A 22,944-nucleotide genomic window follows, 5' to 3' on the forward strand; every position below is an offset into this window, starting at 1 on the left:
TCGGATCCTCATCGGTCGCAGCACGGCGCACTTGTGTCGATCGGCAGGGTTTGCGTCAGCCGCGAATCCGCGACCCCATACGGCTTTTCAGGACGTTGCCGAGCGCTGTGATGCCGGCGACCAGCCGCTCGTCCGTCTGAGTCGAGTAGCTCATCCGGGCATGATTCGGCCGCTGGTCGAGGGCGAAGAAGGTCGCGCCGGGCACATAGGCGACGCGGGCCTCCGGCAGCGCATGGTCGAGCATGAACGCAGCCGCGTCGAAGCCTTCCGGGAAGGTCAGCCAGGTGAAGAGCCCGCCGCTCGCATCGGTGCAGGCGATCTCCTGCGGGAAGCTCCGCCGGATCGTGTCCAGCATCAGGTTCTTCTTGTGACGGTAGGCGCTGCGGATCGTCGCGATATGCGCGTCGATGTCGTATTCCGCGAGGAAGCGCGAGGCGACCGCCATGTTGAGCGTGCTCGTCTGCGTATCGGCGGCGAGTTTGAGCAAGCCGAGCTGCTCGATCAATTCGGCCGAGGCGACAGCCCAGCCGAGCCGGAGCCCCGGCGCCAGGATCTTCGAGAAGCTGCCGAGATAGATCACCCGGCCCTCGGTATCGAAGCTCTTGATCGGCGGGATGCGCTCGCCTTCGAAGCGGATCTCGCGATAGGGCGAATCCTCGAGAATGATGATGTCACGGGCGTTTGCGATCTCGACCAGCCGCTTGCGCCGCTCCAGGCTCATGGTGACGCCGGTCGGATTGTGGAAATCCGGGACGGTATAGATGAACTTCGCGCCAGGATTGGCCTTGAGGGCCGCGTCGAGCGCCTCGACATCCATGCCGTCCTCGTCCATGCCGACCGTGACATAGCGCGGTTCGCAGGGGTTGAAGGCGATCAGCGCGCCGAGGAAGGTCGGATCCTCGACCACGATGATGTCGTCCTTGTCGACCAGCATCTTGGCGACGAGATCGAGCCCCTGCTGGCCACCTTGGAGGATCAGCACCTCGTCCGTCGTGCAGGGCACCCCGTCGCGCGTCATCCGCTCGGCGATCTGGCGGCGGAGCAGCGGCATGCCGTTCGGGACGGTGTATTGCAGCGCCTCCTGCCCGTTTTCGGCGAGCGTCTTGCGGAAGACCTCGTCCAGCCCCGCGATCGGAAACAGCGAGGCGTCGGGATAGCCGCCGCCGAAGGAGATCACGCTGGGATCGGCACCGAGACGCAGGAGCTCGCGGATGGCGGAGGGCTTGACCCGGTCCATCCGGGCAGCGAGGCGAGACGTCATGATCGTACGCTCCGGCACTCAGGCGGTGACGTTGAGCTCGACGGCGCCGACGCCTTCGAGTTCGAAGCGATAGGTTTCGCTCTCGGTCGGGAAGCGGGTGGTGACGAGGCTGCCGGTCATCACGATCTCGCCGGCGCGCAGGCTCTGCCCCTTCGCGGCCAGCGCATTGGCGAGCCAGGCGAGCGGCGCAAAGGGATGGCCCAGCGCGTCGCGGCCATAGCCGCGATCGATCTCCGTCCCATTATGGCTGATCGTTCCCGAGACCGCGTCCAGCGCCGGCCAGTCGCTGCAGAATGTCGACAGGATCACGCCGCCGTTCCAGGAATTGTCGGCGACCAGCGAAAGCACGTCGAGCTCGGCATAATCGGCGGCCCGGTCGTCGACGATCTCGATCGCGGCGCAGACGCCGGCGACATGGGCGGCGATGTTCTCCGGGGTCCAGGCCGGGCCGCCGACGGGCAGGTCACTGGCCATGCGCACCGCGATCTCGAATTCGAGGCCCATGCGGCCATAATCGGCAATGGCGAGGCGCGCGCCGGAATGGTGCAGCCGGTCGGCCAGCACGACGCCGGCGATCGGATGGGGAATGCCGCACATCGCCTGCATGCGCTGCGAGGTCAGGCCGATCTTGTAGCCGACGGCAGCGCCGCAGCGCGGCTTCAGCAGCGAGACATAGCGCTCCTGCACGGCATAGGAATCGTCGAGCGAGGCGATGCCATTCGCCGCGGCGAAGGATCGGAATTTTTCGTTGCGGTCATGCTCGTCGATCAGCCGTGCGGCCAAGCGGTTCCTATCCATCGTCCAGTCCTCCCGCCCGCAAGGGAGGCTGGTTTCCCGGAAACGGCAAGAGCCGGATCGGCGGAACGGGCATGCGCTCTCGCGCATCCGGCGCATCGGCCACGGCCGCGTCCGGCCATGGCCCTATCGGCGGATCACGCCTTCAGGTGAAACGTCACCAGCACGGTGATCTCGGCGCCATCGGGCAGCGACGCGGCGACGCGCAGGAAATTGCCGAAATGGCTCACCCGCTGGAAGGTGACGGCGTCCCTCGCGGCCGGCAGGTCGAATTCCGAGCCTTCGGCGCACCAGTGCAGGCCATCGGCCGAGATCTCGATCCGCGCTTTCGGCAACGGGCCGGTCGGCGCCTTCAGCGCGCGCACGAAGACGATCGCCTCCTTCGCCCAACCGGCCTCGTAAGGCTCGGTCGCGCTTTCAGCCGTCCAGCTTTCGTTGCGGGCGACGACGGCGGTGAGGTTCTCGGGCAGCATCAGAAATCCCCCGACAGGCAAACGGAGTCGAGATAGGCGAAGGCGCGCTTGTCGGTATCCGTCTCCGCGAAGAAGGCGAGGTTCAGCATGCACCACAGGTTCTTCATCGCGGGGATGCGGATGCAGTCATAACCATCCATGGCGAAGACCCGGTCATTGACCTGAAACCGTGTCGCCTGCATCGCGGCAAGGTCGAAATCGAAGCGCAGATAATGCCAGTTCACCTTGGTCGGGATCTCGTTGTAGCAAAGCCGCTGCTCGCCGCCCGGCAGATCCTCCCAGTCATCGGGAGCGAGGTGGTAATGCGTGATCGTCTTGCCGGCGGTGCCGATCGGCTTGATCGGCGTCGTCTTGCGCTTGAACTGCCATTTCTGGATGTGCTGCCCGTCCTGCGCGTTGAGGAAGCGCAGGTGCGGCATCACCCGATCGCCCGGCCCAGAGGTATCGCCGATCTGGAGATCATAGAGGAAGCCGAAGGAGCGGATATCGGTCTCCGAGAGCGCGAGCTCCGTCGCCTCCGGCTTGAAGGTGAAATAGGCCTCCAGCCGGATCGGCCCGGCCTTGCGGAAGGTCAGTCGCTTGATCGCGACATTCTGCGCGCCCTTCCTCGGCCGGGTCGCGATCTTCAGCGCATAGGAGCCGTCGACGCCGCCATGCGAGCCGAAATCCCAGTTCGGCAGGGTCGAGAGCATGGCATGGCTGTGCTGGGCATAGCCCGGCAGCATCGCGTCCAGCGTGTCCTCGTAATTGCCGACGAGCTGGGTCCAGCCGCACATGCCGCGGTCGAAATCGTCGAGGCAGATGATGCGCGGCAGCGGGTCGAAGCGACTGAGTTGCGGGTCGCTTTCGCGGATCGCGCGTCTGAGGTCGTCGAGTTGGGTCATGGCGATTACCCTTTCACCGCGCCGGCGGTGAGCCCCGCCACGAGATGCTTCTGCATGAGGATGACGAAGGCGAGCACCGGCACGAGCTGCACGGTGGAGGCCGCGAAGAGCACGCCCCATTCGACGCCCTCGACGGCGCCGATCATCTCGGAGATCACCAGCGGCGCGGTCTTGGCCTTGGTCGTGGTGAAGATGAAGGCGAAGAGGAACTCGTTCCAGGCGTAGACGATGACGAAGACCGAGACCGCCAGCATGCCCTGTGCCGCCATCGGCAGGATCACGCGCATGATGATCTGGAACTGCGAGGCGCCATCCATCATCGCGGCCTCGTCGAGTTCGCGCGGGATCTGGTCGATGAAGGTGCGCATCACCACCGTGCCCAGCGAGACGAAGAAGGTGGCGTAGAGCACGATCAGCACGAAATGCGTGTCGTTGAGGCCAAGCCAGTTCACCACCGGGAAGAGCGGCAGCGTGATCACGATCGGCGGGATCAGGCGGATGAAGATCAGGAAGAAGGCCGAGGCCTGCAGGCCCTTCGAGGCGAAGCGCGAATAGGCGAAGCCGGCGAGCAGGGAGACACCGACGGCCAGCACGGTCGCACCGACCGTGACGAGGAAGCTGTTCCACAGGCCGAAGAAGAAATCGCCCCAGCGGCTCCACAGCGCCTGGTAGTTCGCCAGCGTCGGCGCGAAGGAGAATGTGCCGGTGGTCGAGAAGATGTCGCGGTCGGCCTTGAAGGAGGACATCGCGATCAACCCGATCGGCACCAGCGACCAGGCGACGACCGCGAGAACGCCGATGAGCTTCAGGAGATGGCGCAGGAGCTTGGACAGGGAGAGCTTAGGCACGCGCGAACATCTCCTTGTAGAGCCGGCGCAGGTAGAACAGCGCGAGCAGGAGCGAGGCGAGCACCAGCAGCCAGCCGGTGGCGGCGGCGGAGCCGAAGGCGTTGTAGCGGAAGGCCTCGAGATAGAGATAGACCGCCATCACCTCGGTCGAGCGCGCCGGCCCGCCGCCGGTCATCAGCCAGACCTCCGAGAACAGCCGGAAGGCGAAGATGTAGCGGAACAGGGCCGCGATCAGCAGCGCCGGCATCAGCAGCGGCAGCGTGATGCGGCGGAACGACGTCCAGGCCGAGGCGCCGTCGATCGAGGCGGCCTCATAGAGGTCGCTGGGGATCGAGAGCCGTGCCGCGTAGAGGATGATGAACGAGAACGGCAGGTGCAGCCAGATCGAGAGCAAGCTGACCATGGCGAGGCCATGGCTGGGGTTCACCGCCCATTCGATCGGCGGCAGGCCCAGCGTCATCAGCAGCCGGCTCATCATCCCGACATCGGGCTCGAACAGGTAGCGCCACATCACCACCGCCGAGACTTCGCTGACAGCATAGGGCGCGAGCACGATCGCGAGCAGCAGAGCGCGCAACGGCACGCCGGAGGCGAAGAACAAGGCCATGCCGAGCCCGATCAGCAGTTCGACATGCACCACGACGGCGACGACGATCACCGTATTGAGCAGCGCCTTCCAGAAATACGGATCGCTCAGTACCTTGGCGTAATTGGCAAGGCCGACGAACGTTGCCGCCTGTCCGAAGGAAGACTGGTTGAGGCTCAGCCAGAAGACATAGAGCGCCGGCAGGAAGATGATGCCGCCGATCATCATCTGGACCGGCGTGACCAGCGCGATCGCGGAGAGGGGCGTACGGGCGCTCATCAGGCGATCCTGAAGCGCTTCAGCGCCTCGCGGTCGATCTCGATGCCCAAGCCCGGCCCCTGCGGGATCGCGAGCTTGCCGTCGACGAGCTGCGAGCCCTCGCCGACGAGCGGGCGCGTGAAGGCGTCGCGCAGCGGGTTCTCGTAGACCATGCACTCGAAGGTACGGAAGCTCTCCGCCGCTGCGGCGAGCTGCAGGCTCGCGGCAACGCAGATCGCGCCCGACCAGCCGACATGCGGCGCATAGGCCGTGTTGAAGGTCGCGGCGAGCTCGGCGATGCGCCAGGTTTCGGTAATGCCGCCGGAGCGGGTGACGTCCGGCTGGATCAGCCCGAGCGAGCGATCCTGCAGCATGGTCAGCGCCTCGCCCGCGACGAAATCGCTCTCGCCGGCCGCGAGCCGGATCGGCAGATGCTGGGCGAGGCGGCGATAGCCTTCACGGTCATGCGGCGCGATCGGCTCCTCGAAGAAGCCGTAGCCGAGATCGGCCAGCGCGCGGCCGACGATCATCGCGTCGTCGACGTCATAGGCCCAGTTCGCATCGACATAGAGCGCGATCTCGTCGCCGGCGAGCCGGCGGATCAGCTTTGCGCGGGCGATGGCATCACGCAGGGGATGGCCGAGCTTGACCTTGATTTCGCGGAAGCCGGCCTCCAGCGCCGCCGCCACCTCGGCCTCGACCGTGGCGTCGTCGAGCCAGTTGATCGAGGAGGCATAGGCCGCGACCTCCATGCGCCCCATGCCGCCGAGCAGCTTGTGGACCGGCTGCCCCGCCTGCTTGCCGGCGATATCCCAGAGCGCGATATCGACGGCCGCGATGGCCTCGACGACCTGCCCGCCCGGACGCCCCGAGAGCGCGGCGCGCATCGCCTTCCACAGCGCGCGGCGGTCGGCAGCATCGCGCCCGATCAGGCGCGGCACAAATGCGTCCTCGATGAAGCGCGCATAGCCGGCCGCGCCGCGCCGGCACAATCCCTCGCCGAAGCCGATCGTGCCGTCCGCGGTCTCGACCTCGACGACGACGATCTCGATCGCGGGATAGTCGCCCTGCGAGGTCCGCTGGACCTTGGGCAGCGTCGCCCGCAGCGGATGGACGTCGATTCTGGCGATGCGGCTGGCCGACATGCGGCATGGCCCTCCCGAGGCGCGTCGCTGAACGACACTTGCTTATCTGATAGGTTGAACAGTTGCCAAGGAACGCGGCATCTGTCAATGATCCCCGCCGGAGGAAATTGATGAGCGATATCGCCCGTTCCGTGCTGGATGCCGACGACCCGTTCGCGGGCGGCGATGTCGTGCCGATGCGTCTCGGCGATGCCGTGATCCAGCGCATCACGCAGGCGATCCATGAGGGGCGTTTGAAGCCGGGCGATTTCCTGCCCTCGGAAGCGCGCATCGCCGCCTCCTTCGGCGTCAGCAAGCCGATCGCACGCGAGGCCATCCGCCAGCTCGCGGCCATGGGCGTCGTCCATATCCAGCAGGGCAAGCCGACGCGGGTGCAGGCGCTCGATGCCGCGCCGCTCGACCGGTTCTATCGTTTCGCCGTGCGCGGCCGTGCCAACGGCCTGACCGAAGCCGTCGAACTGCGCCGCATCCTGGAGCCGCCGATCGCGGCGCACAGCGCCGAACGGCGTACGGACGAGGATATCGAGAAGCTCGATCTCATCCTCGCCCGGATGGAGGATGCGCTGGGTCACGTGCCGCTCTGGATCGAGGCCGATCTCGATTTCCACGAAGCGGTCGCAGCCTCCTCTGGCAACCGCCTGCTCGATTTCCAGCTCCGCGGCCTGCGCCCCGTCATCCGCGAGGTGATGGAGATTTTCAACTCGCGCGAGGCGCGCGGCCCCGAGGACTGGCAGCGCACGTTCAAGCGCCATGTCCTTGTCGTGGACGCCATCCGCGCGGGCGATGCCGCCGCGGCTTCCGCCGCCATGAACAAGCATTTCGAAGCGGCAGAAGCCGCCATCGCGGAACTCGCGAGCCATAGGGAGGATCATCATGAGTCAAGGGGCGACACTCGACCGTAGGCAGTTCGGCGCCGGTATCCTCGGGCTGAGCTTTGCCGGGCTGGGTCACACGGCGCAGGCGCAGAGCGGGCCTTTCAACGTCTTCACCCATCGCGTCATGCAGACGGTCGCGACCGGCGCGCAGGGCGGCGACATCACGAAGGACTGGGCGCAGAAGAACGGCGTCACCGTCCAGTGGACGACCTTCGACACCGGGCCGCTGCAGGAGCGCCTGTTCCGCGAAGCGAGCCTCGGCGAGACCTCCGTCGATGTCGGCTTCGTCGTCAACACCCAGGTCGTGCCGCGCGCTGCGACCCTGTTCGAGCCGCTCGACGACTATCTGAAGAAGGACCCGGTCGAGGACATCGCCGATATCTTCCCCGGCCTGATCGAGGGCATGAAGGTCGGTGGCAAGCAGCTCGCGATCCCGTTCCGCCACGCCTCCTCCGGCCTGCACTACAATGAGGAGATCCTGGCCGAGAAGGGCTTCTCCAAGCCGCCCGCGACGATCGAGGAGATGATCGAGATCGCCAAGGCCTGCAGCTATCGCCGCGCCGACGGCACGCAGGTCGTCGGGTTGTGCACGCCGGGCGCGACCTATCCCAACGTGATCGATCTCGCCCGCGCCTGGGACGGCGATTTCATCACGCCCGATTTCAAATGCGTCGCCGACCAGCCGCCGATGCTGAACGCGATCCGCACCTTGCGCGAGCTCTTCCAGGCCAACGCCTTCCCGCGCAATTTCGCGACGCTCTCGCCCGAGGACGTCAATGTCTGGATGCAGCAGGGCCGCGCCGCGATGAGCCTGCAGAGCATGGGCCGAAACCGCATCTACAACGACCCGCAGAAGTCGAAATTTCCCGGCAAGATCAAGACGATCGCCGTCCCAGCCTCGAAGACGCTGGCTGGCAAATATGCAGCAGCCCCGGCCAAGGTCGAGTTCTGGGGCATGGTCATCCCGAAGAACGCCAAGCGCAAGGACCTCGCCTGGAGCTTCATCAAGGCGATGACCTCCAAGGAAGCGACGCTGAAGGCCGCGCTCAATGGCAACGGCCCGGTCCGCGCCTCGACCTATGCCGATCAGGGCTTCGCCGGGTCCGTGCCTTACGCCGCCGAGGAATTGAAGGTGCTCAAGGTCGCGCGCGTCCCGATGCCGGCCTTCGACGAGGCTGCCCGCGCCGGCGATCTGTTCAAGGAAGAAGCCGAAGCCGCCGTGCTCGGCATGAAGACGCCGGAAGAGGCGATGGCCTCGCTGGTCAAGCGCGTACAGCCGCTGCTGCCGGCCTGACGATCGAGAAAGCGGCGCACCACGCCAGAAAACGAGCACCGGAGGACAATCGATGACATCCCGCATCTCGCGCCGCCGGTTCGGCGCGCTCGCCGGCGCCGCAGCCGCCTCGGCGCTTCTCCCGCGCGGCGCCTTTGCCCAGGCGAAGACGCTGACGGCGCTCGGTCACCGCGTTCACCAGAATGCCGCGACGACCGGTCCCGGCGGCGATGCCACCGAAGCCTTCCGCAAGGCGAACGACGCCAATGTGAACTGGGTCACCTTCGGCGATGTCAACGCCGTGCATGAGCGGCTGCTGCGCGAGGCCTCGCTCTCGGAGACCTCGATCGATGTCGCCTATCTCGTCAATGGCCGCGCCGTGCCGCGCAATCTCCAGCTCTTCGAGCCGCTCGATGCGCTGATGAAACAGGCGCCGATCGAGGCCTTCGACGATTTCGCGCCGGGCCTGCTCGGCCCGCTCAAGGTCGGCGATGCCCTGCATGGCATCCCGGTGCGCCACGCGACCAACGCATTGATCTACAACGAAGCCCTGCTGGAAGAGCGCGGCGTCACCAAATTGCCGACGACATTCGAGGAGCTGACGGAGCTCGCCCGCAAGCTCACCTTCAAACGCGAGGACGGCACGCAGATCTACGGCCTCGCCTTCACCGCCGTCTTCGCCTCGAACTTCCTGACGCTCGCCCGCTGCCTCGGCGGCGACTACATGACGACCGACGGCAAGATCGTCGCGGCCGAGCCGCCCATGGTGAAGACGCTCGCCCTGCTCGCCGATTTCTACAAGGCCGGCGTCCTGCCGCGGAATTTCGCGACGGTGAACAACGAGGAGATCACGACCTGGATGCAGCAGGGCCGGGCCGCGATGACGATCAACCCCTTCGCCCGGCTCGTCACCTATAACGACCCGTCCAAGGGCAAGTATGGCGGGCGCTTCAAATCGCTACTGCCGCCGATGGCCGCCGATCTCGTGGGCAAGGTCGCCTTTGCGCCGACGACCGAATTCTGGGCGCTGATGATCCCGAAGAACGCCAGGCAGAAACCGCTGAGCTGGGAATTCATCCGCACCCTCTCTTCGAAGGCCGGCACCGCCGCCATGGCGCTGAACGGCAACGGCCCGGTCCGCATCTCGACCTATGCCGACGAGAAGCTGAAGGCGGCGATGCCCTATGCCGCCGACGAGGCTGCCGCGCTCAAGGCTTCGCGCATCCACCTGCCCGCCTTCGACGAGCAGGCCCGCGCCCACGACATCTTCATCGAGGAAACGCAGGCCGCCGTGCTCGGCCGCAAGCCGGCGCAGCAGGCGATGGACGATGCCACCGCGCGCGTGAAACCGCTGCTCGGCTGATGACGGGTCCGCTTTCGGGCCGTGTTGCCCTCGTTACCGGCGCGGCGCGCGGCATCGGGCGGGCGATCGCGACACGCCTCGCGGAAGCCGGCGCGCATGCGATCATCCATGACCGGGACGCCGGCGCCGCCGACGCGGCGGTGGCCGATCTGCGCGCGCAAAACCGTGCAGCCACGGCCCTGATCGCCGATCTCGCCGAGCCGGGCGCGCCCGCTGCGATGGCGGCGCAGCTCATGGCAAAGGGCATCGAGCCCGATATCCTCGTGCTCTGCGCCTCCGTCGAGATGCTGGAGACCTGGGACGCGGTCTCGGAAGCCGCGATGGCCGCCCAAACGGAGATCAATCTCCACGCCACGGTGCGGCTGCTGCAAGCTTTCCTGCCGGGGATGCTATCGCGCGGCTTCGGCCGGGTGATCGCGATCGGCAGCGTGCAGGAAGCGCGCCCCAATCCGACCCACTTCTACTACGCCGCCACCAAGGCGGCGCAGACCAGCATGATCCTGAACCTCGCCCGCACCACGCAGGCTCCGGACGTCACCTTCAACATCGTCAAGCCCGGCGCCATCCTGACGGACCGCAATCGCGCCGTGCTGGCCCAGCCCGGCCGAGAGCAGCAGGTGCTCGCCCGTATCCCCCTGGGCCGGATCGGCAGCCCCGAGGATTGTGCGGGGATCGCCCTGCTGCTCTGCTCGCCCGAAGGCAGCTATATCAACGGAGCCGAAATCGCGGTGGATGGCGGATTGCGGCTCTGAGCGGGCTCAGGGCCCGACGAGCTGCCCGCCATCGACGACGATGCTCTGGCCGGTGACCCAGCTCGCCTTGGCCGAGGCGAGGAAGAGCACGACCTCGGCGACTTCTTCGGGCTTCCCCATGCGCCCGAAAGCGATAGACGCCAGGGTTGCATTGTAGAGCTCGGGATTGGAGGTCTTCCGGTTTTCCCAGGAGCCGCCAGGGAATTCGATCGAGCCCGGCGCGACGCAGTTCACCCGGATGCCCTTGCGCGCCAGCATCTTGGCCTGGCTGCCCGTGTAATGCATCACGGCCGCCTTGATCGCGCCATAGGGCGCCGAGCGTGCCGAGGCCCGCAGAGCCGAGATCGACGAGATGTTCACGATCGACGAACCCGGCTGGAGATGCGGGATCGCCGCATGGCTGCCGCGCACCACGGCCATCATGTCGACGCTGAGCGAGGCGGCCCAGCCCTCCTCGTCATCGCTCTGGCCGAAGCCCGAGGCATTGTTGACGAGGATGTCGAGGCCGCCGAGCGCCTTGACGGCTTGCGGCACATAGGCCTCGATCTGGCCGGCATCGGCGAGGTCGACGGTCGCCGCATGCGCGGAGACGCCCAACGCTTCGATCTCCTTACGCGTCGCCTCCAGCGGGCCGGCGCCGCGCGCGCAGATCGAGACCGCTGCCCCGCCCGCGGCGAAGCCGAGCGCGATCGAGCGGCCGATGCCGCGGCTGCCGCCCATCACGATCACGCGCTTGCCGGTGAATTCCTTGGCCATGCGGGCCTCCCCTTCCTGATTGATTCCCGGTCCTTATTGCCGGCGGGAAGAGGCAAGCTTCAAGGCAGGCGGCACGCATGCCGCCCCTGCAAATCCGGGAGGAATGATGGGTCTATCGGTCCCGCGCGACGCGAAAACCATTGGTGTAGAAGCGCACGTCGGCCTCGTATTTGAAGCGCGCGGCCGAGCGCAGATAGCGCGGATCGTTGTTGAAGGAGCCTCCGCGCAACACCCGCTCGCGGCACCCCCCGACCGTAAAGGCGCTGCCGTCGCGGGGCGCGTTGCGATAGCTCTCGCTCCAGCAATCGGCGACCCATTCCGCGGCATTGCCGGCCATGTCGTAGAGCCCGAAGGCATTGGCCGGGAACTGGCCGGCCGCGACCGCGCTACCGCGCTTCTGGTCGTTGCAGCCAAGGCAGTTGGCCCGCTCCTTCACCAGGGTCTGCCCCCAGGGATAGGTCGTCACCGTGCCGGCGCGCGCGGCATATTCCCATTCGCTCTCGGTGGGCAGGCGATAGGACTTGCCAGTGCGGGCCGAGAGCCAGGCGAGATAGGCATTGGCATCGTTCCAGTGGATATCGGTCACCGGCCGCTTGCCGCGGCCGAGCCCGCGATCGTCCGGCCGATAATTGCAGCCGCCCTGGTCGATACAGAGATCCCATTCCTCGAATGTCACCTCCCGCACCCCGAGATGGAAGCCGCGCACGCTCACCGGATGCACCGGCTTCTCGAATTCGTAGAGATCGTTCGAGCCCATCTGGAAGCTGCCGGCAGGGATCGCGACCAGCTCGGGACAGCCTGCGCAATCGCGTTGCCGCGCACCGGCAGGCTGGGAGGTTGCGGCTGCGGGCGCAGGCGCGGCCGGGCCGGCGCGATATTCCTGCTCGCGCGTGCGGGCCAGCGAAGCGAAACGCCCGCTCGGATAGGCATCGAGATAGGCGCGGTACTCCGCCGCGTTGCGGCTGTTGCGGATCGATTCCCAGAAGGCGAGGTCGTAGGCGGCGTCCTGGGTCGCGCCCGGCGTCTGCGGCGGCGGAATCACGGCGCGGCTGCCTTGCGCCACCGCAACCGGCCGGGCGACGGGCGTGACGACGAGCCCCTTCGGCGGCTCCGCCGAGAGCCAGACCTGCTGGCTGCGCCGGGTTTCGCGCGAAACCGTGTCCCGCACCTGCTTCAGCGCCTGCGTCATGTCCAGCCCAGGCGTCCGGATCGCCTTCAGCCAGGCGGCGACCGCGCGGTCGGGGCCGCCCGGCAGCGTCTTGCCCGGCGCCGTCGGGAACAGCACGGCGATACCTTCCATCGGCTCCAACGGCAGGAGCCCCTTCGTCTTGGCCTGCCAGGGATTGTCGCGGCCGGCATCCAGGAACACCAGGGCGCTCGCCGGCCGGGCGACGATCAGCGGATCGATGATCTCGTCGAGATCGACCACCCCCTCAGCGCCGTTCTGCGTCGAGATCAGGAAATTGCGGTTGCGCTGCTGGATCGCATGGCCGCTGTAGAACACCACGACCTGCGCGCCGCGCCGGAGCTTGCCCGCGAAACCGGCGATCGCCTGCCGCAAGGCGTTGCGGTCGGCATTCTCGACCGCGACGACATCGAAGCCGCCGGCGCTCAAGGTCTCTGCGACGGCGCGGCCTTGCTGGGCGGTGCCGGCGATTGGCGCCTCCGGATAGGCTTCGTTGGCAATGACGAGGGCGACACGCGCAGGCTCGCCCGGCTGCTGGGCAAAGCCGGCCAGACCCGACAATCCCTGCAGCACGATCGCAGTGGCCAGAACGCGCAACCAAGCCATCGGCGGACGATATCCTTCAGCTAGCGGACATTGACCGTGATCTTCGGTGACATCACGGGCGGATTATGCGGGGTATGATTGTGGTCGCCGAGCAGCAATTGCAGCGTGTGCCGGCCCTTGGGCAGCGTCACCACCACTTCGGTCTGCCCGTTGCCGAGATGGATGTTGTTGTAGTCGGACGGGATCGGCTGGTCCGGCGGGCCGGGATCGGTATCGATCAGCAGGTGATGGTGCCCCGTCCGCGCGTGATTGACGCCTGCCGGCGCGACGCCCATGCCGCGCAGGCCGATCCGCACGGTGAAGCGCTCGGGAACGCTCAAGCCATCGATCGGGTAGTGGAAATAGACCTGGGCGCCGGGAGGCGCCGGCTGGCGCGCCGGCGTCTGCGCCGCGGCCTCCGGAGCAGACGCCTGCCAGGCCATCAGCGCGACAAGGCCGGCTGCTGCGATGCGGGCTTGCGACATCACCGGCGCCTCCTCGCATGCGGGCCACCCGGCGCCACCGTGACCGTGATGCGCTCCGAAATCACCGGCGGATCATGCGGCACATGGTTCTCGTCGGCGAGCAGGAGCTGCAGCGTGTGCCGCCCGTTCGGCAGCGTCAGCTTGTATTCGGTCTGGCCGCCGCCGAGATGGATATGGTTGAGATCGGCCGGGATCGGCTCGCCGAAGGAGGGCGGCCCGGTATCGACCAGCAGGTGGTGATGGCCGGTATTCGGCTTGGCGACGCCGGCCGGCGCCACGCCCATGTTGCGCAGGCCGAAGCGGATCGTCGAGGTCGGATAGATCCGGTCGCCATCCCTGGGATAGACGAAATAGACCGCGGCATCGTTGGGCGACGCCGTGCGGGCGCGGCCGGGGCCATGGGCATGCGGCGGTGGAGGCGCAGCGACCGAAGCCTGCGCGTCGCCGACGACGCGGACCCGGATGCGCGGGGACACCACCGGCGGATCATGTGGCACATGCTCGTGATCGCCCATCAGCAATTGCAACGTGTGCTCGCCGGGCGGCAGCGAGAGCTCGACCTCGGTCTGGCCGCGCCCGAAATGCAGATGGTTGAAGTCGCTGGGAATCTCGCGGTCGAGCGCCGGCAGTTCGGTATCGACGAGCAGATGGTGGTGGCCGCCATTCTGGCTGGTTGTTCCGGCCGGCGTCACCGCGATACCCTCCGCACCGAAGCGTATCTTGGCACGGCTCGGGATCGTCGCGCCGTCCTGCAGATCGATGAAGAAGACGCGGGCGCCGGGCGCGGCGGCCGAGCGTGGCTTCTCAGGCGCCGCCGAAACCTCGACCGTGATGCGCTCCGACACCACTGGCGGATCATGCGGCACATGGTTGTGATCGGCGAAGAGCAATTGCAGCGTATGCTTGCCCGGCGTCAGCGCGATCTCGGCCTCGGTCTGGCCGCCGCCGAAATGGATATGGTTGAAATCGCTGGGGATCGGCTGGTCGAGCGGTGGCAATTCGGTATCGATCAGCAGGTGGTGATGCCCGCCATTGCGCATCGGCTGGCCGGCAGGAACGACCTCCATGCCGGAAATCGCGAAACGCACCGTGAGCTTGGCGGGAACCTGCGCCTTGTCGGCGAGACCGACGAAGGAGAGACGGGCGGCTGCGGGGGCCGGGCTGCGCTGCCGGGCACGATCCTGCGCCGATACCCCGGCGAATGGGAGCGCCAAGGCCAACCCCAACAGCAGAAGCCCCGGCGCGAGACGAAGCATCAGCGTCTTCCTTTCGCGAGAAGATAGGCGGAAGGCTATCAGCGACGATTGCAGCCTTCAAGCAAAACACCATCCCGTTTCGATGAGAACTATGCTTTGTTCTGGAGATAGCCGGGATCATGCATTAGCATGACGTAGAGGCTGCCCGCAGCCTCCAGGATGCGCCCATGACCCTCGTCGTCAGACTCTGCGGCCTGATCCTCATGCTCTGGTCCGGCCTTGCGCTGGCCGAGACGCCGCCCGAACGCCGCGTGGCGCTCGTCATCGGCAATTCCAGCTATCGCAACGCCCCGGCGCTGCCGAATACCGTCAACGACGCGCGCGACATGGTCACGGCCCTGCGCAAGGTCGGCTTCGAGGTGGTCGACGGTATCGATCTCGACAAGCGCGGGATGGATGCGGCGCTGACGCGCTTCGCCCGGCTGGCGCAGGATGCCGACGCCGCGATGTTCTATTTCGCCGGCCACGGCTTCCAGTTCAACGGCGAGAACTATCTCGTACCCGTCGAGGCGAAGGTCGAGGATGAGGTCGGCGTCCAGTACGAGACGACCCGGCTCAACGATGTCGTCACTGCGCTGAATTATGCAAAGGGCGTCAAGATCATGGTGCTCGACGCCTGTCGCAACAACCCGTTCGTCGGCTTGCTCGCCAAGCGGCAGGCGACGCGCGGCTTCTCGGTCGCCTCCGGCCTCGCCCCGGTCCAGCGCGCGCAGGGCATGGTCATCGCCTATGCCACGCAGGCGAATGACGTCGCCGCCGATGGTGCGGGCCGCAACAGCCCCTTCACCGCCGCTCTGGTGCGCGAGATCGACCAGCCCGGCCTGGAAGTGGCGGCGCTGTTCCGCCGCGTCCAGAAGAGCGTCTACGACTCGACCGCCGGCAAGCAGACGCCGGAACTCTCGCTCTCCCTGCTTGGCGATTTCTATCTCAACCGCGAGGAGACCGACGCCGATGTCTGGCGCCGGATCCGCACCAGCGACGACACCACCGCCTTGCAGGCCTTCATCCAGCGCTATCCGCAGAGTTTCTTCGTCATCGATGCCCGCACGCGGCTCGACCTGCTCGAACGCCGCTCCGCCGTATCGAGCGATCGTGACAAGCTCATACGCGAATTCGCCGCGCGCGAACGTGCCTTGCTCGAGCGTCTCGAACGGGCGGAACAGGGGCGGCGGCAGGCAGCAGACGATCTCGCCCGCAAGGATATTGGCGACGCGGTCGGCGTCCCGCCACCCGTGCCGGCTCCGGGCTCCGCGCCTGTCGCTATCGCCCCTGCCCCGCCCCCGCCGCGTGCCCAGGACAAGGCGGAGCGCGCGCGCCTCGCCGACGAACTCGCCCGCCGGGAATCGGAGCTCGCGGCGATCGAGACGGAAAAGCAACGGCTTGCCGAAGAGCGCCTGGCTGTCGAGCAGGCCATGGCAGCGCGGCTCGGTGTATCCGGCTCGCTGTCGCCGAACCGGTCGACGCAGCCCGTCGCCCTGCCGGGTGCCGCACTGCGCCCGCCGGAAGCCGCACCGCGCGGACGAGCCTCCGGCGAATGCGCCGAACTGTTGATGCGCGCGCAGCTCGGCGACCTCACGCCGGCCGGGCGCGAACAATTGCGGCAGTGCCGCTGATGCAGGGGGCCGCGGCGGGAAAGCCCGGCCGAAGCCGGAGAGGTGAGGCATGACGGGCCTGGTCCGCTTCAAGATCGCCGTGATCGGCCTGGCGCTGCTGGCAGGAGCCGGCGTGGCCCACGCCCAAGCCGCACCGCCGACACCGACCCCGTTCGCTGACGCGCTCCGCAGGGCGGCCGACGACCTGTTCGGCAAGGCGTCGGTTTCAGGCGACAAGGTCGAACTGGTGATCGACCCGCTCATCGACGCGGCCTCTGGCGCGCAATCGACCGCGACGCGCTCGATGCAGGCCACGCTGATGGAGATCGTCCGGTCGCACTATCCGCGCTTCACCGTCCTGCCCTTCGACAGCGAGGCGCTCGCCGGCAAGCCGGTGGTGCTGGTCGGCACCTTCACCGCCGTGAACAACCAGGGCGTGGCGGACGGTCCGCGCGACGCCTACCGGATCTGCCTGACGCTGGCCGACCTGAAATCCAACAGCATCGTCTCCAAGGGCGTCACCCGCGCCCGCACCGAAGGCGTCGACACGACGCCGACGCCCTATTACCGGGACTCGCCACTCTGGGCCAAGGATCAGGCGACGGACGCCTATATCAAGACCTGCCAGGGCACGAAGCTCGGGGACCCGATCGATCCCGGCTATGTCGAGAAGCTCACCGCCAATGCGCTGATCAATGACGGCATCCTCGCCTATGAGACCCGGCATTTCCGCGAGGCGCTCGCCTTCTACCGGACGGCGCGCAGGCTGCCCGGCGGCGAGCAGCACCGCGTCAGGATCGGCACCTATCTCGCCGCCAGCAAGCTCGACCGGCGCGAGGACATGGTCGATGCCTTCGGCGACCTGATCGACTACGGCCTCGGCACCGACCGATTGATGGTGAAGCTGCTGTTCAAGCCCGGCACCACGCAGTTCATCGACGACCGCCAGATCACCGAGCCCTATCCGATGTGGCTGAGCCAGATTGCGACGCGTTCCCGCCAGAAAGGTGCCTGCCTGGAGATCGTCGGCCATACCTCGCATACCGGCCTGCCGCAGGTGAACGACCGGCTCTCGGCGCTGAGGGCACAGTTCGTCATGGACCTCCTGCTGACCGGCGCGCCCGACAATCGCGGCCGCCTGATCGCGACCGGCCGCGGCTTCAAGGAAAACCTCGTCGGCACCGGCAAGGACGACGCCAGCGACGCGCTCGACCGCCGCGTCGAGTTCAAGGTGATCGGCTGCTGACGCGGAGCGACCGGCAGCATTGTCCTCTCTCCCCCTTTCGATTCGGCGGCGCTGTTGCGGTGGCGCGCCGAAAAGCGGAAGCTGCGCGCCATCGCGCAAGCTTTCCTGCGATCGACAAGGCTATCGACACCGTGCTGACCCGCCCCACATCGCGCCCCTCCGATTTCGGCCACAAGACCGCGATGCGCTTCAGCGCGCTCGGCGCGCAGCCCCTGCAGACGGCCTGACGATGACCGAGGAAGCCAAACGGATCGGCGCGATCATCGGGGCGCCACCCGAAGCGGTGCGCCGGGCGCTCTCGCGCCATGGCGTGCTGCGCGCCGGCATCAATCTGTCGAATTTCCTGCTGGTTTCCAGCCGCACGGCCGATGGCGGCCCGGCCGGCGTCTCGCCGGACATGGCGGCGATCCTGGCCGAATGCCTCGGCTTGCCGCTCCGGTACGTCCCCTATGAATCGCCCGGCCCGCTCGCGGATGCGGCCGAGCGCGACGAATGGGATGTCGCCCTGGTCGGCGCAGAGCCACAGCGCGCCGCGGTGATCGACTTCACCCCGGCCTATACCGAGATCGAGGCGACCTATCTGGTGCCGGCGGGCTCGGACCTGCAATCGGTGGCGGAGGTCGATCGTCCGGGCCGGCGCATCGCGGTCGCCGCCCGCACGGCCTATGGTCTCTGGCTCGAACGCAACATCCAGGCGGCCGAACTCGTCGCCGGAGAGGGCTTCGACGGAGCCTACCGGCATTTCGTCGACCGGAAGCTCGATGCCCTCGCGGGCCTGCGTCCCAAGTTGATCGAGGATGAGAAGACCCTGCCGGGTTCGCGCATGCTCCCCGACCGCTTCATGGCGGTCCAGCAGGCGCTGGGCACGCCCAAGGCCTCCGGCATCGCCCTCGACTATCTCAGCAGCTTCGTCATCGCCGCCATCGAGAGCGGGCTCGTCGGGCGGCTGATCGCGAAGCATGGCATCACCGGCCTCTCCGTCGCCGAGCCGCCTCTCGGCAGCTAGACCGACAGCTCATCGGCCTTGTCGAGGTGACGGAATTTCGCGACGCCACCCCGTTCAACCGGAATTGAGTGGCGAGCGGCCCCGGGAAAGTGCCGGGCTCCGATTGATCGATTGCCGTACAATCCGTATTCCTCTTGTCGACAAGAGGATTTCCCATGACCGCCAGCAAGACCAAGACAATCCCCGTTCCGGAGCGCAAGCGCGGCTCGGGCGTGAAATTCGTCTACGACCTGTTGCGCGATGAAATCCTCGATCTGGTCCTCCAACCCGGCAGCCCGATCGACGAGGTCCAGCTCGCCGAGCGCTTCCAGATGTCGCGCACGCCGATCCGCGAGGCACTGGTGCGGCTGGCCGGTGAAGGGCTGATCGACACCTTGCCGAACCGCTCGACCATGGTGGCCAATCTCGACTTCCTGAACATGGCGCCCTTCTTCGACGCGCTGACGCTGATGTACCGGGTGACGACCCAGCTTGCCGCCCAGAACCGCCGGCCGGAGGACCTGGAAGCAATCCGCGCCCGGCAGGCGGAATTCGCCGCCGCGGTGAAGGCGCAGGATGCACTGGCGATGATCGCGACCAACGCCGCTTTCCATGCCGCGATCGCGGAAGCCGGGCGCAACCCTTACTTCAACAGCCTGTTCAGCCGCCTCCTCGACGAGGGTCGCCGCTTCCTGCGGCTCTATTACCAATCCTATGACGACCGGCTGCCGCAGCAATTCGTCGACGAGCACGAGACCATCGTCGCCGCGATCCTGGCCCGAGACACGGCACTGGCAGAGCGCCTGGGGAAGGCTCATGCGGAACAGATCGTCCGGCAGATCCAGAAGCTCATGATCGGCGAGGACAGGCTCGACATCGCGCTTTGAGTTTCTTGCGTAATCGTTGTCGACAAGGAATATGCAAAACCCTATAATGAGCCCGAGAAGAGCGCGCCGCTGGGGTGTCGGGCTCTCCGCAAGAACGACAGCCAGAAGGAGAGCGAGATGAAGGCCCAGATTTTCTCCGGCGTGATCCCCGCGTTGATGACTCCCTGCAAGGCGGACCGCACGCCCGATTTCGACGGGCTGGTGCGCAAGGCCAGGGAGCTGGTCGCCGCCGGCATGTCCGCGGTTGTCTATTGCGGCTCGATGGGTGACTGGCCGCTCCTTACCGACGCCCAGCGCATGGAAGGCGTCGAGCGGCTGGTGAAGGCCGGAATCCCGGTCATCGTCGGCACCGGCGCGGTCAACACCGCCTCGGCCGTGGCGCACGCCGCTCATGCCCAGAAGGTCGGCGCCAAGGGCCTGATGGTGATCCCGCGCGTTCTCTCGCGTGGCTCGGTCATCGCCGCCCAGAAGGCGCATTTCAAGGCGATCCTGACCGCCGCGCCGAGCCTGCCGGCAGTGATCTACAACAGCCCCTATTACGGCTTCGCCACCCGCGCCGACCTGTTCTTCGCGCTGCGCGCCGAGCACCCGAACCTCGTCGGCTTCAAGGAGTTCGGCGGTGCCGACGATATGCGCTATGCGGCCGAGAACATCACCAGCCGCGATGACGGCGTCTCGCTGATGATCGGCATCGACACCACCGTCGTCCATGGCTACGTGAACTGCGGCGCGACCGGCGCGATCACCGGCATCGGCAATGTCCTGCCGAAGGAAGTGCTTCATCTCTGCCAGCTCTCGGTGGCCGCGGCCGCCGGCGATGCCACGGCGCGCCGCCAGGCTCAGGAGCTGGAGCAGGCTCTGGCCGTGCTCTCCTCCTTCGATGCCGGCCCGGACCTCGTCCTGTTCTTCAAGCACATGATGGTGCTGAAGGGCGACGCGGAATACACGCTGCACTTCAACGAGACCGATGCGCTGAGCGACAGCCAACGCGGCTATGCCGAGACGCAGCTCAAGCTGTTCGACGCCTGGTATGCCGACTGGTCGAAGGCGAACGTGGCCCATAAGCAGGCGGCCTGATCATGCGCCCCGCGCGGCGGAAGCCCTTCCGCCGCGCGGGGGCAAGTTCCATGCTGATATCCCCGGCCGGTTATTGGCCCGGATCAAAACCGCAAGACGCATTCGCGAAGCGCATCCGCTGATGGCCAATCCCGATGTCACCGTCATAGGCGCCGGCGTGGTCGGCCTCTCAGCCGCGATCGCGGCGCAGGGGCGCGGCCTGTCGGTCGTGGTGCTGGACAAGACCGGGCCGGCCGCGGGCGCCTCCGCCGGCAATGCCGGCGCCTTCGCCTTCACCGACATCCTGCCGCTGGCTTCACCCGGCATCCTGCGCAAGGCGCCGAAATGGCTGCTCGATCCGCTCGGGCCGCTCTCGGTGCCGCCGGCCTATGCGCTCCGGATCGCCCCCTGGATGTATCGCTTCTGGCGGGCCTGCTCGCCTGATCGCGTCGCCCATTCCACCACGGCGCAGACCGCGCTGATGGACCTGTCGAAGGCGGAGCTGGAACCCTTCCTGCACGAGACCGGCACCTTCGCCATGCTGCGCAAGGACGGCAATCTGCAGGTCTATGAGAGCGAGGCTGAGCTGAGGGCCTCCCTGCCCGGCTGGCAGGCCCGTGCGGAACACGGCATCGCCTTCCGGCATCTCGACGCAGCCGGCATGGCCGAGATCCAGCCCGGCCTCGCACCACGCTTCACCCACGGCACCTTCACCCCCGGCTGGTATTCGATCGCCGACCCAAAGGGCTATACGGTCGCGCTCGCCGACCACTTTCGCGCCCGCGGCGGCACGATCGAGCGGCTGGAGGTCGAGCGCCTTGCTCCGCATGACGGCGGCATCACGATCCACGCTCGCGGCGGTGAGACCCGGCAGGCCGCGCAGGTCGTGTTGGCTGCCGGCGCCTTCTCCCATCGCATCGCCAAGAGCCTCGGCGAGCGCATCCCGCTCGAAACCGAGCGCGGCTACAACACCACGCTACCGCCCGATGCCTTCGACCTGCGCACCCAGGTCACCTTCGGCGGCCATGGCTTCGTCGTCAGCCGCCTGTCGATCGGCATCCGCGTCGGCGGTGCGGTCGAGCTCGGCGGGCTCGACCTGCCCCCGAATTTCCGCCGCTCGGAGGCGATGCTGGCCAAGGCCCGCGCCTTCCTGCCCGGCCTCAAGCCCGATGACGGCGTGCAATGGATGGGTTTTCGCCCGTCACTGCCCGACAGCCTGCCGGCAATCGGCCGTGCTCGCGCGACCCCGCGCGTGATCTATGCCTTCGGCCACGGCCATCTCGGCCTGACGCAATCGGCCGGCACCGCCCGCCTCGTCGCCGACCTCTTGACGGATCGGCCACCCGCCATCGACATCGCTTCCTTCTCACCGCAGCGCTTCTGAGAGTCGGACCATGGCCAGCCACACCTTCTCCTGCATCGACGGCCACACCTGCGGCAATCCGGTGCGCCTCGTCTCCGGCGGCGGCCCGCGCCTCGAAGGCGCGAACATGCTGGAGAAGCGCGCGCATTTCCTGCGCGAGTTCGACTGGATCCGCACCGGCCTGATGTTCGAGCCGCGTGGCCACGACATGATGTCGGGCTCGATCCTCTATCCGCCGACCCGCCCCGATTGCGACGTCGCCGTGCTCTTCATCGAGACCTCGGGCTGCCTGCCGATGTGCGGCCACGGCACGATCGGCACGATCACCATGGGCATCGAGAACGGGCTGATCACCCCGCGCGAGCCGGGCAAGCTCTCGATCGAGGCGCCCGCCGGCAAGGTCGATATCAGCTATCGCCAGGAGGGCCGCTTCGTCGAGGAGGTCCGCCTGACCAATGTGCCGGGCTTCCTCTATGCCGAGGGCCTGACGGCCGAGGTCGAGGGTCTCGGCGAGATCGTCGTCGACGTCGCCTATGGCGGCAATTTCTACGCGATCGTCGAGCCGCAGAAGAATTTCCGGGACATGGCCGACCATACCGCCGGCGAGCTGATCGGCTGGTCGCCGAAGCTGCGCGCGGCGCTGAACAAGAAATACGAATTCGTCCACCCCGAACACCCTGAGATCCAGGGGCTCAGCCATATCCAGTGGACCGGCAAGGCGACGAAGCCGGAGGCGCATGCTCGCAACGCCGTGTTCTACGGCGACAAGGCGATCGACCGCTCGCCCTGCGGCACCGGAACCTCCGCCCGCATGGCCCAGCTCGCCGCCAAGGGTAAGCTCGCCGTCGGCGACGAGTTCGTGCATGAATCGATCATCGGCTCACTGTTCAAGGGCCGCGTCGAGGCCGCAACGACCGTCGCGAACCGCCCGGCGATCATTCCCTCGATCGCCGGCTGGGCCCGGATGACCGGCTACAACACCATCTTCATCGACGATCGCGACCCCTTCGCCCACGGCTTCGTCGTCGCCTGAG

At 67.1% G+C, this 22,944-nt stretch carries 23 protein-coding genes; 12 read left to right on the top strand and 11 right to left on the bottom strand.

What is annotated here, in order from left to right; translation table 11 throughout:
- Positions 1–55 precede the first annotated feature (55 nt).
- The 7 genes from ACWIEX_RS23455 to ACWIEX_RS23485 all read right to left on the bottom strand — a co-directional run bounded on the left by ACWIEX_RS23455 (position 56) and on the right by ACWIEX_RS23485 (position 6,250).
- Positions 56–1,261, bottom strand: coding sequence for an aminotransferase-like domain-containing protein (locus ACWIEX_RS23455; RefSeq protein ID WP_454035332.1), 1,206 nt, complete (start codon positions 1,259–1,261; stop codon positions 56–58).
- 18 nt (positions 1,262–1,279) lie between these two features.
- Positions 1,280–2,059, bottom strand: coding sequence for a 2-keto-4-pentenoate hydratase (locus ACWIEX_RS23460; protein WP_454035333.1), 780 nt, complete (start codon positions 2,057–2,059; stop codon positions 1,280–1,282).
- 134 nt (positions 2,060–2,193) lie between these two features.
- Positions 2,194–2,529, bottom strand: coding sequence for a hypothetical protein (locus ACWIEX_RS23465; protein ID WP_454035334.1), 336 nt, complete (start codon positions 2,527–2,529; stop codon positions 2,194–2,196).
- Positions 2,529–3,413, bottom strand: a complete 885-nt coding sequence (locus ACWIEX_RS23470; protein WP_454035335.1) for a DUF6772 family protein — start codon at positions 3,411–3,413, stop codon at positions 2,529–2,531. Before ACWIEX_RS23470 ends, ACWIEX_RS23465 begins: the two co-directional genes overlap by 1 nt.
- Positions 3,414–3,418: 5 nt before the next feature.
- Positions 3,419–4,261 carry a carbohydrate ABC transporter permease gene (locus ACWIEX_RS23475; RefSeq protein WP_454035336.1) on the bottom strand — a complete coding sequence of 281 codons (843 nt, stop codon included), beginning with the start codon at positions 4,259–4,261 and terminating at the stop codon, positions 3,419–3,421.
- On the bottom strand, positions 4,254–5,126 hold the full coding sequence (locus tag ACWIEX_RS23480) for a carbohydrate ABC transporter permease (protein ID WP_454035337.1): 873 nt from the start codon (positions 5,124–5,126) through the stop codon (positions 4,254–4,256). Before ACWIEX_RS23480 ends, ACWIEX_RS23475 begins: the two co-directional genes overlap by 8 nt.
- Entirely contained in the window at positions 5,126–6,250 is a 1,125-nt protein-coding gene (locus ACWIEX_RS23485; RefSeq protein WP_454035338.1) for a mandelate racemase/muconate lactonizing enzyme family protein, read from the bottom strand. Before ACWIEX_RS23485 ends, ACWIEX_RS23480 begins: the two co-directional genes overlap by 1 nt.
- Before the next feature lie 110 nt (positions 6,251–6,360).
- On the opposite strand from ACWIEX_RS23485, the gene ACWIEX_RS23490 reads away from it, so the two are divergent.
- From ACWIEX_RS23490 to ACWIEX_RS23505, 4 genes are read left to right on the top strand one after another with little or no spacing between them, the layout of a single operon-like run.
- A complete protein-coding gene (locus ACWIEX_RS23490; RefSeq protein ID WP_142113914.1) occupies positions 6,361–7,152 on the top strand; it encodes a FadR/GntR family transcriptional regulator in 792 nt (263 codons plus the stop codon).
- The gene (locus tag ACWIEX_RS23495; RefSeq protein WP_091860523.1) at positions 7,124–8,419 is read left to right on the top strand and encodes an ABC transporter substrate-binding protein; all 1,296 of its coding nucleotides are present in this window, start codon (positions 7,124–7,126) and stop codon (positions 8,417–8,419) included. Before ACWIEX_RS23490 ends, ACWIEX_RS23495 begins: the two co-directional genes overlap by 29 nt.
- A gap of 52 nt (positions 8,420–8,471) precedes the next feature.
- Positions 8,472–9,761, top strand: a complete 1,290-nt coding sequence (locus ACWIEX_RS23500; RefSeq protein ID WP_454035339.1) for an ABC transporter substrate-binding protein — start codon at positions 8,472–8,474, stop codon at positions 9,759–9,761.
- Positions 9,761–10,513, top strand: a complete 753-nt coding sequence (locus ACWIEX_RS23505; RefSeq protein WP_454035340.1) for an SDR family NAD(P)-dependent oxidoreductase — start codon at positions 9,761–9,763, stop codon at positions 10,511–10,513. The genes ACWIEX_RS23500 and ACWIEX_RS23505 overlap by 1 nt, the downstream gene beginning before the upstream one ends.
- A gap of 6 nt (positions 10,514–10,519) precedes the next feature.
- Here the strand turns inward: ACWIEX_RS23505 and ACWIEX_RS23510 are convergent, their stop codons facing one another.
- The 4 genes from ACWIEX_RS23510 to ACWIEX_RS23525 form a co-directional block, all read right to left on the bottom strand.
- Positions 10,520–11,269 (bottom strand): SDR family NAD(P)-dependent oxidoreductase, encoded by a 750-nt coding sequence (locus ACWIEX_RS23510; protein ID WP_454035341.1) that lies wholly within the window; start codon positions 11,267–11,269, stop codon positions 10,520–10,522.
- Between the two features lie 112 nt (positions 11,270–11,381).
- The gene (locus tag ACWIEX_RS23515) at positions 11,382–13,061 is read right to left on the bottom strand and encodes an SUMF1/EgtB/PvdO family nonheme iron enzyme (protein WP_454035342.1); all 1,680 of its coding nucleotides are present in this window, start codon (positions 13,059–13,061) and stop codon (positions 11,382–11,384) included.
- 20 nt (positions 13,062–13,081) lie between these two features.
- A complete protein-coding gene (locus tag ACWIEX_RS23520; RefSeq protein WP_454035343.1) occupies positions 13,082–13,525 on the bottom strand; it encodes a DUF4399 domain-containing protein in 444 nt (147 codons plus the stop codon).
- On the bottom strand, positions 13,525–14,781 hold the full coding sequence (locus ACWIEX_RS23525; protein WP_454035344.1) for a DUF4399 domain-containing protein: 1,257 nt from the start codon (positions 14,779–14,781) through the stop codon (positions 13,525–13,527). Before ACWIEX_RS23525 ends, ACWIEX_RS23520 begins: the two co-directional genes overlap by 1 nt.
- 167 nt (positions 14,782–14,948) lie before the next feature.
- Between ACWIEX_RS23525 and ACWIEX_RS23530 the strand changes: the two genes are divergently transcribed.
- From ACWIEX_RS23530 to ACWIEX_RS23565, 8 genes are all read left to right on the top strand, one after another.
- Positions 14,949–16,394 (top strand): caspase family protein, encoded by a 1,446-nt coding sequence (locus ACWIEX_RS23530; RefSeq protein ID WP_454035345.1) that lies wholly within the window; start codon positions 14,949–14,951, stop codon positions 16,392–16,394.
- A 49-nt stretch (positions 16,395–16,443) separates the two neighbouring features.
- Positions 16,444–17,619: an OmpA family protein gene (locus ACWIEX_RS23535; RefSeq protein ID WP_454035346.1), complete on the top strand. Its 1,176-nt coding sequence runs from the start codon at positions 16,444–16,446 to the stop codon at positions 17,617–17,619.
- 59 nt (positions 17,620–17,678) lie between these two features.
- Positions 17,679–17,846, top strand: coding sequence for a hypothetical protein (locus ACWIEX_RS23540; protein WP_454035347.1), 168 nt, complete (start codon positions 17,679–17,681; stop codon positions 17,844–17,846).
- A 2-nt stretch (positions 17,847–17,848) separates the two neighbouring features.
- Complete coding sequence (locus tag ACWIEX_RS23545; protein ID WP_454035348.1) at positions 17,849–18,625, top strand: transporter substrate-binding domain-containing protein; 777 nt, start codon at positions 17,849–17,851, stop codon at positions 18,623–18,625.
- 155 nt (positions 18,626–18,780) lie between these two features.
- On the top strand, positions 18,781–19,491 hold the full coding sequence (locus tag ACWIEX_RS23550; protein ID WP_454035349.1) for a GntR family transcriptional regulator: 711 nt from the start codon (positions 18,781–18,783) through the stop codon (positions 19,489–19,491).
- Between the two features lie 117 nt (positions 19,492–19,608).
- Entirely contained in the window at positions 19,609–20,568 is a 960-nt protein-coding gene (locus ACWIEX_RS23555; protein WP_454035350.1) for a dihydrodipicolinate synthase family protein, read from the top strand.
- A 121-nt stretch (positions 20,569–20,689) separates the two neighbouring features.
- On the top strand, positions 20,690–21,931 hold the full coding sequence (locus ACWIEX_RS23560) for an NAD(P)/FAD-dependent oxidoreductase (RefSeq protein ID WP_454035351.1): 1,242 nt from the start codon (positions 20,690–20,692) through the stop codon (positions 21,929–21,931).
- Positions 21,932–21,941: 10 nt separating this feature from the next.
- Positions 21,942–22,943 (top strand): 4-hydroxyproline epimerase, encoded by a 1,002-nt coding sequence (locus ACWIEX_RS23565; RefSeq protein WP_454035352.1) that lies wholly within the window; start codon positions 21,942–21,944, stop codon positions 22,941–22,943.
- The last annotated feature ends 1 nt before the right edge of the window (position 22,944 follow it).

Source organism: Allobosea sp. NPDC055353, from assembly GCF_053644975.1.

Excerpts from the sequence above, each read along its gene's own strand:
- ACWIEX_RS23455 (WP_454035332.1), bottom strand. The coding sequence starts at position 1,261 with ATGACGTCTCGCCTCGCTGCCCGGATGGACCGGGTCAAGCCCTCCGCC.
- ACWIEX_RS23460 (WP_454035333.1), bottom strand. The coding sequence starts at position 2,059 with ATGGATAGGAACCGCTTGGCCGCACGGCTGATCGACGAGCATGACCGC.
- ACWIEX_RS23465 (WP_454035334.1), bottom strand. The coding sequence starts at position 2,529 with ATGCTGCCCGAGAACCTCACCGCCGTCGTCGCCCGCAACGAAAGCTGG.
- ACWIEX_RS23470 (WP_454035335.1), bottom strand. The coding sequence starts at position 3,413 with ATGACCCAACTCGACGACCTCAGACGCGCGATCCGCGAAAGCGACCCG.
- ACWIEX_RS23480 (WP_454035337.1), bottom strand. The coding sequence starts at position 5,126 with ATGAGCGCCCGTACGCCCCTCTCCGCGATCGCGCTGGTCACGCCGGTC.
- ACWIEX_RS23485 (WP_454035338.1), bottom strand. The coding sequence starts at position 6,250 with ATGTCGGCCAGCCGCATCGCCAGAATCGACGTCCATCCGCTGCGGGCG.
- ACWIEX_RS23490 (WP_142113914.1), top strand. The coding sequence starts at position 6,361 with ATGAGCGATATCGCCCGTTCCGTGCTGGATGCCGACGACCCGTTCGCG.
- ACWIEX_RS23495 (WP_091860523.1), top strand. The coding sequence starts at position 7,124 with ATGAGTCAAGGGGCGACACTCGACCGTAGGCAGTTCGGCGCCGGTATC.
- ACWIEX_RS23500 (WP_454035339.1), top strand. The coding sequence starts at position 8,472 with ATGACATCCCGCATCTCGCGCCGCCGGTTCGGCGCGCTCGCCGGCGCC.
- ACWIEX_RS23505 (WP_454035340.1), top strand. The coding sequence starts at position 9,761 with ATGACGGGTCCGCTTTCGGGCCGTGTTGCCCTCGTTACCGGCGCGGCG.
- ACWIEX_RS23510 (WP_454035341.1), bottom strand. The coding sequence starts at position 11,269 with ATGGCCAAGGAATTCACCGGCAAGCGCGTGATCGTGATGGGCGGCAGC.
- ACWIEX_RS23515 (WP_454035342.1), bottom strand. The coding sequence starts at position 13,061 with ATGGCTTGGTTGCGCGTTCTGGCCACTGCGATCGTGCTGCAGGGATTG.
- ACWIEX_RS23520 (WP_454035343.1), bottom strand. The coding sequence starts at position 13,525 with ATGTCGCAAGCCCGCATCGCAGCAGCCGGCCTTGTCGCGCTGATGGCC.
- ACWIEX_RS23525 (WP_454035344.1), bottom strand. The coding sequence starts at position 14,781 with ATGCTTCGTCTCGCGCCGGGGCTTCTGCTGTTGGGGTTGGCCTTGGCG.
- ACWIEX_RS23530 (WP_454035345.1), top strand. The coding sequence starts at position 14,949 with ATGACCCTCGTCGTCAGACTCTGCGGCCTGATCCTCATGCTCTGGTCC.
- ACWIEX_RS23535 (WP_454035346.1), top strand. The coding sequence starts at position 16,444 with ATGACGGGCCTGGTCCGCTTCAAGATCGCCGTGATCGGCCTGGCGCTG.
- ACWIEX_RS23545 (WP_454035348.1), top strand. The coding sequence starts at position 17,849 with ATGACCGAGGAAGCCAAACGGATCGGCGCGATCATCGGGGCGCCACCC.
- ACWIEX_RS23550 (WP_454035349.1), top strand. The coding sequence starts at position 18,781 with ATGACCGCCAGCAAGACCAAGACAATCCCCGTTCCGGAGCGCAAGCGC.
- ACWIEX_RS23555 (WP_454035350.1), top strand. The coding sequence starts at position 19,609 with ATGAAGGCCCAGATTTTCTCCGGCGTGATCCCCGCGTTGATGACTCCC.
- ACWIEX_RS23560 (WP_454035351.1), top strand. The coding sequence starts at position 20,690 with ATGGCCAATCCCGATGTCACCGTCATAGGCGCCGGCGTGGTCGGCCTC.
- ACWIEX_RS23565 (WP_454035352.1), top strand. The coding sequence starts at position 21,942 with ATGGCCAGCCACACCTTCTCCTGCATCGACGGCCACACCTGCGGCAAT.